The organism is Herbiconiux moechotypicola, assembly GCF_024979255.1.
In the GTDB taxonomy this organism is placed as follows: domain Bacteria; phylum Actinomycetota; class Actinomycetes; order Actinomycetales; family Microbacteriaceae; genus Herbiconiux; species Herbiconiux moechotypicola.
On sequence record NZ_JANLCN010000007.1, the window covers coordinates 67077 to 80061 of the forward strand.

14 protein-coding genes are annotated in these 12985 nt (G+C 71.6%); 12 read left to right on the forward strand and 2 right to left on the reverse strand.

The genetic code is table 11. The features are described 5' to 3' along the window. Positions 1–28 precede the first annotated feature (28 nt). The 9 genes from glmS (at position 29) to N1031_RS12470 (ending at position 8090) form a co-directional block, all read left to right on the forward strand. Positions 29–1876: a glutamine--fructose-6-phosphate transaminase (isomerizing) gene (gene glmS, locus N1031_RS12430; protein ID WP_259480012.1), complete on the forward strand. Its 1848-nt coding sequence runs from the start codon at positions 29–31 to the stop codon at positions 1874–1876. Between the two features lie 3 nt (positions 1877–1879). Continuing rightward, positions 1880–2239, forward strand: a complete 360-nt coding sequence (locus N1031_RS12435) for a holo-ACP synthase (RefSeq protein ID WP_259480013.1) — start codon at positions 1880–1882, stop codon at positions 2237–2239. Continuing rightward, a complete protein-coding gene (gene alr / locus N1031_RS12440) occupies positions 2236–3384 on the forward strand; it encodes an alanine racemase (protein WP_259480014.1) in 1149 nt (382 codons plus the stop codon). Before N1031_RS12435 ends, alr (N1031_RS12440) begins: the two co-directional genes overlap by 4 nt. Continuing rightward, on the forward strand, positions 3381–4511 hold the full coding sequence (gene alr / locus N1031_RS12445; RefSeq protein ID WP_259480015.1) for an alanine racemase: 1131 nt from the start codon (positions 3381–3383) through the stop codon (positions 4509–4511). Before alr (N1031_RS12440) ends, alr (N1031_RS12445) begins: the two co-directional genes overlap by 4 nt. Next, on the forward strand, positions 4508–5011 hold the full coding sequence (gene tsaE / locus N1031_RS12450) for a tRNA (adenosine(37)-N6)-threonylcarbamoyltransferase complex ATPase subunit type 1 TsaE (protein ID WP_259480016.1): 504 nt from the start codon (positions 4508–4510) through the stop codon (positions 5009–5011). Before alr (N1031_RS12445) ends, tsaE begins: the two co-directional genes overlap by 4 nt. A 50-nt stretch (positions 5012–5061) precedes the next feature. Beyond that, the gene (tsaB, locus tag N1031_RS12455) at positions 5062–5670 is read left to right on the forward strand and encodes a tRNA (adenosine(37)-N6)-threonylcarbamoyltransferase complex dimerization subunit type 1 TsaB (RefSeq protein WP_259480017.1); all 609 of its coding nucleotides are present in this window, start codon (positions 5062–5064) and stop codon (positions 5668–5670) included. After that, the gene (gene tsaD / locus N1031_RS12460) at positions 5670–7190 is read left to right on the forward strand and encodes a tRNA (adenosine(37)-N6)-threonylcarbamoyltransferase complex transferase subunit TsaD (RefSeq protein ID WP_259480155.1); all 1521 of its coding nucleotides are present in this window, start codon (positions 5670–5672) and stop codon (positions 7188–7190) included. The genes tsaB and tsaD overlap by 1 nt, the downstream gene beginning before the upstream one ends. Before the next feature lie 65 nt (positions 7191–7255). After that, positions 7256–7531, forward strand: coding sequence for a DUF4190 domain-containing protein (locus N1031_RS12465; protein WP_259480018.1), 276 nt, complete (start codon positions 7256–7258; stop codon positions 7529–7531). Positions 7532–7556: 25 nt separating this feature from the next. After that, positions 7557–8090, forward strand: a complete 534-nt coding sequence (locus N1031_RS12470) for a DUF4190 domain-containing protein (RefSeq protein ID WP_259480019.1) — start codon at positions 7557–7559, stop codon at positions 8088–8090. Here the strand turns inward: N1031_RS12470 and N1031_RS12475 are convergent. Beyond that, the gene (locus tag N1031_RS12475) at positions 8084–9274 is read right to left on the reverse strand and encodes a THUMP-like domain-containing protein (RefSeq protein ID WP_259480020.1); all 1191 of its coding nucleotides are present in this window, start codon (positions 9272–9274) and stop codon (positions 8084–8086) included. The genes N1031_RS12470 and N1031_RS12475 overlap by 7 nt on opposite strands. A 140-nt stretch (positions 9275–9414) precedes the next feature. Here N1031_RS12475 and groES point away from each other — a divergent pair, with 140 nt between their 5' ends. The 3 genes from groES to N1031_RS12490 all read left to right on the forward strand — a co-directional run bounded on the left by groES (position 9415) and on the right by N1031_RS12490 (position 12183). Next, positions 9415–9711: a co-chaperone GroES gene (gene groES, locus N1031_RS12480; protein ID WP_066041091.1), complete on the forward strand. Its 297-nt coding sequence runs from the start codon at positions 9415–9417 to the stop codon at positions 9709–9711. Between the two features lie 35 nt (positions 9712–9746). Continuing rightward, the gene (gene rarD, locus N1031_RS12485; RefSeq protein WP_259480021.1) at positions 9747–10697 is read left to right on the forward strand and encodes an EamA family transporter RarD; all 951 of its coding nucleotides are present in this window, start codon (positions 9747–9749) and stop codon (positions 10695–10697) included. A gap of 127 nt (positions 10698–10824) precedes the next feature. Further along, entirely contained in the window at positions 10825–12183 is a 1359-nt protein-coding gene (locus N1031_RS12490) for an ABC transporter substrate-binding protein (protein WP_259480022.1), read from the forward strand. 44 nt (positions 12184–12227) lie between these two features. Here the strand turns inward: N1031_RS12490 and N1031_RS12495 are convergent, their stop codons facing one another. Then, positions 12228–12971 (reverse strand): GntR family transcriptional regulator, encoded by a 744-nt coding sequence (locus N1031_RS12495; protein ID WP_259480023.1) that lies wholly within the window; start codon positions 12969–12971, stop codon positions 12228–12230. Positions 12972–12985: the final 14 nt, after the last annotated feature.

The following is a 12985-nucleotide window of genomic DNA, read 5'->3' on the forward strand; positions in this document are numbered from 1 at the left end:
CCCCGTCACCTCGGTTAGACTCGCTCGCATGTGTGGAATCGTGGGTTACGTCGGCTCGAACAGCAGCCTCGAGGTGCTGCTCGGAGGCCTGCGCCGGCTGGAGTACCGCGGGTACGACTCGGCGGGTGTGGCGGTCGTGGCCGACGACGGCACCCTCTCCACCCGCAAGCGCGCCGGCAAGCTCGCCGTGCTGGCCGACGACCTCGCCGCGCGACCGTTGGCCGACGGAGGCACCGGCATCGGCCACACCCGCTGGGCCACCCACGGCGGCCCCACCGACGGCAACGCGCATCCGCACCTCTCGGCCGACGGCCGCATCGCGCTCATCCACAACGGCATCATCGAGAACTTCGCGAGCCTCAAGCAGGAGTTGCTCGACGACGGTTTCACCTTCGACAGCGAGACCGACACCGAGGTGGCGGCCAAGATGCTCGGCCGCGAGTACGAGCAGGGCGACGGCCTGCCCGCCGCGCTCGCCCGGGTGGTGTCGCGACTCGAGGGCGCCTTCACGCTGCTCGCCCTGCACCAGGACGAGCCGGGCGTGGTGGTGGGCGCCCGCCGCAACTCGCCGCTCGTGATCGGGCTCGGCGAGGGTGAGAACTTCCTCGGCTCCGACGTGGCGGCCTTCGTGGAGCACACCCGCCGCGCGGTGGCCATCGGGCAGGACCAGATCGTCGTCATCACACCCGACAGCGTGACCGTGACCGACTTCGACGGCGCCGAGGTGCAGGCCCAGGAGTTCGAGGTGTCGTGGGACGCCTCGGCCGCCGAGAAGGGCGGCTGGTCGAGCTTCATGGCGAAGGAGATCAGCGAGGAGCCCGAGGCCGTGGCGAACACCATCCTCGGCCGCGTGGTCGACGGCCAGGTGGTGCTGCCCGAGCTGGCGGAGCTCGACGAGGTGCTGCGCGACATCGACCGTGTCATCGTGATCGCGTGCGGCACGGCGAGCTACTCGGGCCTGCTCGGCAAGTACGCCCTCGAGAAGTGGGCGCGCATCCCGGTGGAGGTGGAGCTCTCGCACGAGTTCCGCTACCGCGAGCCCGTGCTCACGCCCCGCACCCTGGTGGTGTCGATCAGTCAGTCGGGCGAGACCATGGACACGCTCATGGCGGTGAAGTACGCCATCGCGAACGGGGCGCGCACGCTCTCCATCTGCAACACGCAGGGCGCGACCATCGCCCGCGAGTCCGACGCCGTGGTGTACACCCACGCCGGGCCCGAGGTGGCGGTGGCGTCGACGAAGGCGTTCGTGGCGCAGATCACGGCGCTCTACCTCTTCGGTCTTCACCTCGGCCGGGTGCGCGGCACTCTCGACGCGGCGACCGGGGCCCACCAGCTCGCCGAGCTGCAGAGCATCCCCGCGAAGATCGCCCGGGTGCTGAAGAACGCCCCCGAGATCACGCAGCTGGCCAAGTGGATGTCGGACTCCCGCGCCGTGCTCTTCCTCGGCCGGCACGTGGGCTACCCGATCGCGCTCGAGGGTGCGTTGAAGCTCAAGGAGCTCGCCTACATCCACGCGGAGGGCTTCGCCGCGGGCGAGCTGAAGCACGGCCCGATCGCGCTCATCGAACCCGGCCAGCCGGTGTTCGTGGTGGTGCCGAGCCCCCGCGACCCGAACTCGCTGCACGCGAAGGTGGTGTCGAACATCCAGGAGATCCGGGCACGAGGCGCGCGTGTGCTCGCCATCGCCGAGGAGGGCGACGTGGCGGTACTGCCGTTCGCCGACGAGGTCATCCGCATCCCGCTCGCCGCCCCGCTGTTCGAGCCGCTGCTCACCGTGGTGCCGCTGCAGCTGTTCGCCATGGAGCTCGCCACCGCGAAGGGGCTCGACGTCGACCAGCCGCGCAACCTCGCGAAATCGGTGACGGTCGAGTAGTCGATGATCGTGGGTGTGGGGGTCGACCTGGTCGACGTGGCCCGCTTCACGCGGGCGCTCAAGCGCACCCCGAAGCTGCGCGAGAGGCTGTTCGCCGAGAGCGAACGCGACCTCCCGGTGCGCTCGCTCGCCGCGCGCTTCGCCGCGAAGGAGGCGCTCATCAAGGCGGTCGGCCACTCCACAGAGTTCCGCTGGCACGACATGGCGGTGGTCTCCGACGAGCACCGCAACCCGGGCTTCGCCGTGAGCGGGGGAGTGGCGGCGGCGCTCGCCGAGATCGGCGCCACCCGGGTGCACCTCAGCATGAGCCACGACGGCGGCAACGCGATGGCGTTCGTGGTGGCCGAGGGGGATGCGCGGTGAGCGGCGCGCAGTCGCCGGCGGTCCCCGCACTCCGCCGTGCGCACATCGACCATGCCGCCCTCGCGGCGAACCTCCGCCACGTGCTCGACACGGTGCGGCCGGCGGCGGTGATGGCCGTGGTGAAGGCCGACGCCTACGGTCACGGCGCCGTCGAGGTGGCCCGCACGGCAGTCGCGGCGGGTGCGGAGTGGCTCGGCGTGGCCGACGTCGACGAAGCGCTCGCGCTCCGCGACGCCGGCATCGAGGCGCCGGTGCTCGCGTGGCTGCACGGCCCCGATCCCGACTTCGCCGAGGCGGTCGCGCGCGACGTGACCCTCGGAATCAGCACCGCCGGGCAGCTCGCCCGGGCGGTCGCGGCCGGCGCACCCGAGGCTCCAGCCCGGGTGCACCTCAAGGTCGACACGGGGCTGGGCCGCAACGGTCTCGGCCGGGAGGAGTGGCGCACGGTCTTCGAAGCCGCAGCCGCCGCCGAGGCGGCCGGGCGCATCCGGGTGGAGGGCCTGTTCAGCCACCTCTCCGGAGCGAGCCCTGACGACGATCTCGCCCAGCTCGCGGCCTTCGAGGAGGCGACGTCGCTGGCCCGCTCGCTCGGGCTAGACCCTGGGCTGCGGCACCTCGCGTCGACCGCCGGCGCGCTCAGCCTGCCCGCGACCAGGCTCGACCTGGTGCGCCTGGGCATCGGCCTCTACGGGCATTCGCCGTTCGACGACCGCACCGCCGCCGAGCTCGGGCTGGTGCCCGCCATGCGCCTGGAGAGCCGCCTCATCTCGGTGAAGCACGTCGCCGCAGGCACCGGCGTCTCGTACGGCTACACCCACCACGTGGAGCGGGACTCGTGGCTCGGGCTGGTGCCCCTCGGCTACGCCGATGGCATCCCCCGGCACGTCTCGAACACCGGCTCGGTGTGGGTGGGCGGCCGCGTGCATCCGATCGTCGGGCGCGTGGCGATGGACCAGTTCGTGGTGGAGCTCGGTGAGCACGAGGCCCGGGTGGGCGATCGCGTGGTGCTCTTCGGCGACCCGTCGGCGCCGGAGGCCGCCCCCGAGCGCTACCCCGGAGCAGACGACTGGGCGCGGGCCGCCTCGACCATCACGTGGGAGATCGTGACGAGACTCGGCCGGCGCGTGGAACGGGTGCACTCGTGAGCGGCGCGGCACCGCAGCGCGAGGCGCTGATCGACCTCGACGCCTTCCGGCACAACGTGCGCACCCTCGCCGCCATCGCCCGCCCGGCCGAGACGATGCTGGCCGTGAAGGCCGACGCCTACGGTCACGGCATGGTGCCGCTCGCCCGGGCGGCGCTCGAGGCCGGTGCGAGCTCGCTCGCCGTGCTCGACATCCCGGCGGCGCTCGCGCTGCGCGAGGCCGGCATCACCGCCCCGATCTTCGCCTGGATGCACGACCCCGACGCCCTCTTCGGCGCCGCCGCGGAGGCCGACATCGACCTCGGCGTCTCCGCCGTGTGGCAGCTCGACGCTATCGCGGCCGCGGCGGCGTCGCGGGCTCCCCGCGTGCACCTCAAGATCGACACCGGCCTGAGCCGCAACGGCGCGACCGAGGCCGACTGGCCGACGCTCGTCACCGCCGCCCTCCAGCACGACCGCGCCGGCGCCGTGCGGCTGCACGCCGCCTGGTCGCACCTCGCCGATGCCTCGCCCGCCGACGACGCCCTCGCGCTCGCCCGCCTGCGTACCGCGGTGCAGATCGCCGAGGGGCTCGGCGCCCGTTTCGAGCGACTGCACCTCGCGGCCAGTTCGGCGGGAATCCGCGAGCCCGAGGCGCGGCTCGACCTGGTGCGCTTCGGCATCGCCGCATACGGCATCTCGCCCTTCGACGACCAGACCGGTCGCGAGCTCGGGCTCCGCGGCGTCATGACCCTCCGTGCTCCCGTCGTCTCGACCAAGCGCGTGGGCGCGGGCCAGGGCATCTCGTACGGCCTCACCTACCGCACCGAGCGCGAGACCACGCTGGCTCTGGTGCCGCTGGGCTACGCCGACGGCGTGCCGCGCATCGCCTCCGGTGCGGGCGAGGTGTGGATCGCGGGTCGCCGCCACCCGATCGCCGGGCGCATCGCGATGGACCAGTTCGTCGTCGACATCGGTGACGATCCGGTGGAGGCGGGCGAGGAGGTCGTGGTGTTCGGCCCCGGTGACCGCGGCGAGCCCACCGCCGAGGAGTGGGCCGGTTACGCCGGAACCATCGGCGACGAGATCGTGGCGCGCGTCGGCGCGCGGGTGCAGCGGGTGTACCTGGGCGAGCAGGCGGTGCGATGACGACCCCGGATGCGCCGGGCCGGCTCGGTGCGCTGGGCCCGGTGCTCGAGGTGGCCGACCCCGAGGAGATGCACGCCCTCGGCCTGTCGGTCGCCGAGCTGCTCGAGGCGGGCGACGTGGTGCTGCTCACCGGAGACCTGGGCGCGGGCAAGACCACCTTCACCCGCGGCCTCGGCGAGGGCCTGGGGGTGCGCGGCCCGGTGACGAGCCCCACCTTCGTTCTGGCCCGCACGCATCCGTCGCTCGTGGGCGGCCCCGCGCTCGTGCACGTCGACGCCTACCGTCTCGGCAGCGCACTCGAGCTCGACGACCTCGACATCGACTTCGCCCGCTCGGTGGTGGTGGTGGAGTGGGGTGCAGGGCTGCTCGAGTCGCTGGTCGACTCCTATCTCTCCCTCGAGATCGACCGTCCGCACGGTGCAGGAGAGGCCGAGCCTGACGAGGCCCCGATCGAGCCGCGCACCGTGCGCATCGCGGGTCACGGTCCGCGCTGGACGTGACCGTTCGCGCGAGCGGCCGGATGCGCACGAAGGTCGCGTAGGCTCGATCTGTGCTGCTCGCCCTCGACACCTCCGCCGGCTCCTCGGTCGCCGTGATCGACGGCGACCTGGTGCTTTCGGAGCTCTCCACCGAGGACACCATGCGCCACGCCGAGGTGATCGGCGAGCTCATCGCCGGAGCGCTGGGCGAGGCCGGGGTCGACGGCTCGCGCATCCGCACCGTCGTCTCGGGCATGGGCCCCGGCCCGTTCACCGGTCTCCGGGTCGGCATCGCCGCGGCACGCGCCTTCGCCTGGGGCGTGGGCGCCGAACTGCTGCCCGCCACGAGCCACGACGCCGTGGCGTTCGGCGAGTGGGAGGCGGGGTTCCATGGGCCGTTGCTGGTGGTGACGGATGCGCGCCGTCGCGAGCTGTACTGGTCGAGCTATGACGTGGCCGAGTCGGGCATCGCACGCACCGACGGCCCGGCGCTGTGCAAGCCCGACGAGGTGCCGTACCCGGACTTCGAGCGTGTCGACGCCACCCAGGTGAGCGCGGGTGCGCTGGGGCGGCACGCCTGGGCCGAGCGGCAGCGCGGGGTGGTGGAGGAGTTCGGCGAGCCGCTCTACCTTCGCGCGCCCGACGTGACCGTGCCCGGTGCGCGGAAACGGGTGTCGTGATGGCCGTCGACCTGAGGCCCGCCGTGCTCGCCGACCTCGACGCCATCATGGCGATCGAAGAGGCGTCCTTTCCGACCGACGCGTGGTCGCGGGAGTCGATGCGGGCCGAGCTCGGGAGCGTGCACGGGGTGTATCTCGTCGCGGTCGACGGTGAGACGGTCGTGGGCTACGGCGGGCTGTCGAGTCCGGCCGGGGCCGACGACGCCGACATCCAGACTATCGCCCTGGTCGAACGCGCCCGCGGTGCGGGCCTCGGCCGACGGCTCATGCGGGCGCTCCTGGGTCACGCGCGCGAGCGCGGTGCCCGCCAGGTGTTCCTCGAGGTGCGCGCCGACAACCCGGTGGCCAAGGGGCTGTACGACGCGCTCGGTTTCGAGGAGATCGCGGTGCGTCCGCGCTACTACCAGCCCGACGGGGTCGACGCCCTGGTGATGCGGCTCGAGCTGCCGCAGACACCCGCCGAGCCCGTGGTGCTCGGCATCGAGACCTCGTGCGACGAAACGGGCGTGGGGATCGTGCGGGGAACCACGCTGCTGGCCAACGTGATCGCGTCGTCGATGGACGAGCACGCGCGCTACGGCGGCGTGGTGCCCGAGGTCGCGGCCAGGGCCCACCTCGAGGCGCTCACACCCACGCTCGACGCGGCGCTCGCCGAGGCGGGGATCGCGCTCGACGAGGTCGACGCGATCGCGGTCACGAGCGGTCCCGGTCTCTCGGGGGCGCTCATGGTCGGTGTCGGTGCGGCCAAGGCGCTGGCCGTGGGCAGCGGCAAGCCGCTCTACGCCGTCAACCACCTCGTGGGACACGTCGGGGCCGACGTGCTCGCCGACGAGCCGATCGAGTTCCCCACGATCGCGCTGCTGGTCTCGGGCGGGCACACCTCGCTGCTCGTGGTGCGCGACCTCGTCGACGACGTCGAGCTGCTCGGCGAGACCATCGACGACGCCGCGGGAGAGGCCTTCGACAAGGTGGCGCGCATCCTGGGCCTGCCCTACCCCGGTGGCCCGCAGATCGACAAGGCCGCGGTGGGCGGCGACCCGACGGCCATCCGGTTCCCGCGTGGGCTGCTGCATCCCAAAGACGCCGAGAAGCACCGCTACGACTTCTCGTTCTCGGGGCTCAAGACGGCGGTGGCCCGCTGGGTCGAGCGCGCGGAGGACGCGGGGGAGGCCGTGCCGGTGGCCGACGTGGCCGCGAGCTTCCGTGAGGCGGTGGTCGACGTGCTGCTCACGAAGGCGTTTCGCGCGTGTGCCGACCTCGGCATCCCGCGCCTGCTGCTCGGCGGCGGGGTGGTGGCCAACGCGCGCGTGCGCGAGGAGGCGGCGGCGCGTGCCGCCTCGCAGGGGGTGACCCTGCGCATCCCGCCGTTGTCGCTGTGCACCGACAACGGGGCGATGATCGCGGCGCTCGGGGCGCAGCTCATCGCGGCCGGGCGGGCGCCTTCGGGGCTCGTGTTCGGCGCCGACTCCACTCTTCCCGTGACGGAGATCCAGGTGGACCGGCTTCCGTCACATCGTTGACACCCGATCCCGGGCACTGCCACGATGGGGCGGTCACGCGTTCATCGTCACATTGGAGTTCCACCTTGACCGCACCCACCCCCGGTTACGCCCCGGTTCCCGCCGAGCAGCGCACCAACGTCCTGGCCATCGTCTCGCTGGTCATCTCGATCCTCGGATTCAACGTCATCGCGATCATCCTCGGCGCCATCGCGCTGAGCCAGATCAAGAAGACCGGTGAGAAGGGCCGCGGGCTCGCGCTGGCCGGCATCATCATCGGCGCGGTCTCGATCGTGCTGGTGATCATCATCATCATCGTCTCGGTGGCGGTGGTGGCCTCCAGCGGCACCGTCACCAACTGACGACACTCATCGAGAAGGGCACACCGTGAGCGACACGAACAATCCCGCACCCGCCGGCGAGGAGCCCCCGGTTCCTCCGGTGCCGCCTCCGGGCGGCTACCAGGCGCCACCGGCACCCGCGGCACCCGTTCCGCCTGCTCCGGCCGCCCCGGTGCCGCCGGCACCGCAGTACCAGCCGCCGCAGCCGGCCTACCAGCCGCCGCCGCAGGGCTATCAGCCCCCGCAGCAGGGCTACCCGCAGACCCCTCCGCCCGGCTACCAGCCGCCGGCGGGGCAGCAGCCCTACTACGGCTACCAGCAGCCGGCCGCACCGCCCATGAACACCCTGGCGATCGTCACGATCATCCTGGCGTTCGTGTTCTCGATCGCGGGCATCGTCACCGGGCACATCGCGCTCAAGCAGATCGACCGCACCGGGGAATCGGGGCGGGGGCTGGCGAAGGCGGGTCTCATCCTGTCGTACGTGTTCACAGGGCTCTGGCTGCTCGCCATCATCGGCTACGTCGTGTTCTGGATCCTCATCATCGCGGCGGCGGGCGCGGGCGGCTACTACTACTGAGTCACCCGCTCCACCAGCAACGCCTCGTGCGCACCGGCGACCCTCGTGAGAACGAGGGTCGCCGTTCGGTTCCCCCGGAGTCCCAGCCGCTTGCGCAGTGCGGCGGGGTCGACGTCGGTGCCGCGCTTCTTGATCTCCAGCGTGCCGACGCCGCGCTCCCTCAGGGCCCGCTTCAGCGCCGGTTCGCTGGCCGGCAGGCGCTCCAGGATGCGGAAGGACGTCGCGAAGGGGCTCGCCAGAGGTGCATCCGAGGTGAGGTAGGCGATGCCCTCCGAGAGCATCCCGGCTCCGGCGCGTTCGGCCAGTTCGCCGATGAGCCGGGCGCGGATGACGGCGCCATCGGGTTCGTGTAGGTAGTCGCCGAGCGAGCGCACCTCGGCGTCGGGGCTGTCGGCGGGAGCGGAGAGTTCGGCGGCGCCGTCGCGCGAGAGCACGAGCGCTGAGCGGCGGATGCCGTCGCGGGCGAGAGAGCCGAACCACAGCCCCATCTCCACGAGCTGGCCCTCCACCGACACCCATTGCGCCTCGGCGCCGGTGGGGATGAGCGAGCGGTCGAAACCGGGACCGAGCTTCACCCCGGTGGGCAGCCGCTCCGCCAAGCCGAACGCGAAGTCGATCGACGGGGTGTAGTCGTCGGGCCGGGTGAGGCGGGAGGTCTGCCCGGTGCCCGTCGTGCGGCGCGCCGGGTCGAGATAGACGGCGTCGACGCCGTCGAGCGGCTGCTGCTCGGCTGAGCCCAGCACAACCTCGGCGTCGGGGAAGGCGGCGAGGTTGTACGTGGCGACGGCGGCCGTCACCTCGTCGCGCTCCACCGCGAGCACTCCGATGCCGAGGGCGGCGACGGCCAGTGCGTCGCTGCCGAGGCCGCAGCCGAGGTCGGCCACCCGTTGCGCCCCCGCATCCCGGAACCGCCCGGCGTGGAGGGCGGCGACCCGGAGCCGGGTCGCCTGCTCGAGCCCGGCCGGAGTGAACAGCATGCGCTCCGCGAACTCGCCGAACTTCGCTCGGGCCTTCTCGCGCAGCCGGGCCTGGGTGAGCACCGCGGCGACGAGCTCGGCCGGGTGGCCTGCGCGCCGGAGCGAAGCGACCTGATCGGAGCCGCCCCCCGCGGTGTACGGCGGGAGGGAGTCGAGCAGCCGCAGGCCCTCGGGCGTCAACAGCCGGGCGAGCTCTGCGGAGTCCATCCGGCAACGGTACCAACTGCCCGGCAGGTGTTGGCACTCACGTTGCGCGAGTGCCAACACTGGCTCTAAACTCCCTTTAGCACTCTCTCTGCGAGTGTGCTAACCCAGACGTTTCAGAACTGAGAAAGAAGAGGTCAACCGTGTCGGTCTCCATCAAGCCGCTCGAGGATCGCATCGTCATCAAGCAGGTCGAAGCTGAGCAGACCACTGCTTCCGGTCTCGTCATCCCTGACACCGCCAAGGAGAAGCCCCAGGAGGGCGAGGTCGTGGCCGTGGGCCCCGGTCGCATCGACGACAACGGCAACCGCGTTCCGCTCGACGTCGCAGTCGGCGACAAGGTGATCTACTCCAAGTACGGCGGCACCGAGGTCAAGTACGCCGGTGAGGACTTCCTCGTGCTCTCGGCGCGCGACGTGCTCGCCGTCGTGGTCCGCTGAGCGACCGCAACGAGTTCCGGGAACCCGGGCGGCCCGTGCCGCCCGGGTTCTCTGCGTCTGCGGGCGCTTCGGCAGCAGCGGCGGCGCGTTCCACGTTCCGGGCCGGGCTCGTCGCCGTCGGGGGAGCCTACGTGCTCTGGGGCGTCTTCCCTCTCTACTTCTTGCTCATGCGGCCGGCCGGAGGTGTCGAGGTCGTGGCGTGGCGGGTGCTCTTCTCGCTGGCTTTCTGCGCCGCGCTGCTGGTGGCCACGCGTGGCTGGCGCCGGGTCGCCGAGATCGCGCGCCGGCCGTCGCTGCTGCTGTTCATGGGCCTCGCTGGGGCGCTCGTCTTCGTCAACTGGCTGGTCTACGTGTGGGCCACGCTCGACGGCCAGGTGGTCGAAGGATCTCTGGGCTACTTCATCAACCCGGTCGTGACCGTGCTGCTCGGGGTGCTGGTGCTCCGGGAGCGGCTGCGGCCGCTGCAGTGGGTCGCGGTGGGCGTGAGCGCCGTCGCGATCCTCGTGCTCTCCTTCGCCCACGGCTCCGTGCCCCGGATCGCCCTGGTGCTGGCGTTCTCGTTCGGGCTCTACGGCCTGGTGAAGAAGCACGTGGGGCCCCGGGTCGACGCCGTGAGCGGACTCACCCTCGAGACCGCCTGGCTGGCACCGCTCGCCGCCGTCATCGTGGTCGTGCTCGCCTCCACGGGCTCCCTCACCTTCGCCGCCGACGGTGTGGGGCATGCCCTCCTACTCGTCTCCACCGGGGTGGCGACGGCGGTGCCGTTGCTCCTGTTCGCCGCGGGCACGCGGCGGCTGCCTCTGGTCTACGTGGGCTTCGCGCAGTTCATCGCCCCGCTGCTCATGTTCGTGATCGGCGTCGCGGTGCTGCACGAGGACATGCCGCCCGAGCGCTGGGCGGGATTCGCGATCGTGTGGGTGGCACTGGTGCTGCTCGTGGTCGACATGGTGCGCGCGGCCCGGGCGGCGCAGGTCACCGGAAGGTAACGATTCGGCCGCGTTACATGCATGTAACACCGGCGTATTGTTCCCGGCCCCGTTGGCGCATAGCGTGTTGCCACGGCTGATTCTCTGAGTCTGCCGAAAATCTGCACTCAATCACATAAGGAGCACCATGAGCGTATTTGCGAAGGTCCAGACCTCGCGCTCGAAGCCCCTCTCCATCGTTGCGGGTGTCGCCGCGTTCAGCGCTAGCGCTCTGCTGCTGGCCTCGTGCGCGTCGACGCCGAGCACCGACGGCGGAGAGACCACCGCGGCGGCCGCCCTCTGCGGCCCCGACGCCGCCACCGCGGCGGCCGACATCACGGCAGAGGCGCCTGCAGCGGCCCTCGACCGCGCCGTGAGCCTGAAGCTCGGCTCGATCCTGCCGACCACCGGCAGCCTGGCCTTCCTCGGCCCGCCCGAGATCGCGGGTGTCGACCTGGCCGTCGACGAGATCAACGCCTCCGCTCCGGGCGTGCTCGGCGGCAACGTCGAGGTCATCCACCGCGACTCCGGTGACACCACCACCGACATCGCCACCCAGTCGGCCACCGACCTGCTCAGCCAGGGCGTCGCCGGCATCGTGGGTGCCGCGTCGTCGGGTGTGTCGTTCACCTTCATCGACCAGGTGACCGGTGCGCAGGTCGTGCAGGTGTCGCCGGCGAACACCTCGCCCGACTTCTCCACCTACGCCGACGGCGGCTACTACTTCCGTACCGCTCCCTCCGACGTGCTGCAGGGCCGCGTGCTCGGCAACCTGATCGTGGGCGACGGCGCCACCAACGTGGGCATCATCTACCTCAACGACGCCTACGGCTCCGGCCTCGAGGAGAACGTCGCGACCGCCATCGAGAACGCCGGCGGCACCGTCGTCGCCTCGGAGGCGTTCAACGAGGGTGACAGCCAGTTCAGCGCCCAGATCGACGCCGTGCTGGCCGAAGACCCCGACGCCATCGCGCTGATCGCCTTCGACCAGACCAAGGTCATCATCCCCGAGCTCGTGGGCACCAAGGGCTTCGACGGCAGCAAGGTCTACTTCGTCGACGGCAACCTGGCCGACTACTCGGCCGACTTCGACGAGGGCACCCTGAACTGCGCCAAGGGCACGCTCCCCGGCGTTCTGGCCGACGACTCGTTCAAGGCCAAGCTGCTCGGTGTGAACCCCGACCTGACCGACTTCAGCTACGCGGCCGAGTCGTACGACGCGGTCAACCTGATGGCGCTCGCCGCCATCGCGGGTGGCTCGGCGACCGGTCCGGCGATCCAGGCCAACATGCAGGCCGTCTCGGAGGGTGGCACCAAGTGCACCAGCTTCGCCGAGTGCGCCGACCTGCTGGCCGCGGGTGAAGACATCGACTACGACGGTGTCTCCGGCCCGATCACCTTCGACGAGAACGGTGACCCGACCGAGGCCTACATCGGCATCTACCAGTACGGTGCCGACAACACCTACGCGCCGCTGAACGTCGAGTTCGGTTCGCTCGCGGAGTAGTCACCCCGCGGGTGTAGTCATAACACACCGGAAGGCCCGGCCCCTCACCGAGGGTGCCGGGCCTTCTGCTGTTCCAGCCACTCGAGTGCCGTCTCGTCGGCCGTGGCGGTGTCGATCGCGCCCCGGGGGAGGAAGGCGATCGAGTCTCCTCCGTGGAGGGCGTCGATCGCCGCCTCCCGGTCGCCGCGCACGATGTGCTCCACGAGGAGGCGGTGCCTCGCGGCGCGCGCCACCAGGCTCTCGCTCTCCCGCCGGGCGACCCGGTTCAGGGTCATCAGCACCTGTACCTGGAGCGAGATCGCCCGGTAGGCGTTCGACAGGCGGCTGTGCCCGGCCAGACCCACCAGGGCTTCGTGAAAGCGCGCGCTGTCGGCCACGGCCTCCGCCTCGAGACCCTCCTCGGCGTGACGCTCCATCACCTCGAGCGCTGCGGTGAGAGCGTTCAGCGCCTCCTCCGATGCCCCGGGCACCGAGAGTTCGAGGGCGGTGCGCTCGAGGCTCTCCCGCAGGGTCACGATCTCGCGCACGTCGGCCAGGCCGAACCGTGCGACCACCGCGCCGCGCCGCGCGACCAGCTCGACCAGGCCGTCGGCGGAGAGCAGACGGAGGGCCTCCCGCACGGGGGGCCGGCTCACGCCGAAGTCGGCGCACAGCTGCTCTTCGATGAGACGGGAACCGGGGGCCAGATCGCCGGAGACGATGCGGTTGCGGAGCGCGTCGGCGACGAGCGCGGTGAGACTGGGCGGATCGGTGATGAGGTACCCGACCCGGGGCGACGATGCCATCATGAGGTAAGCCTACC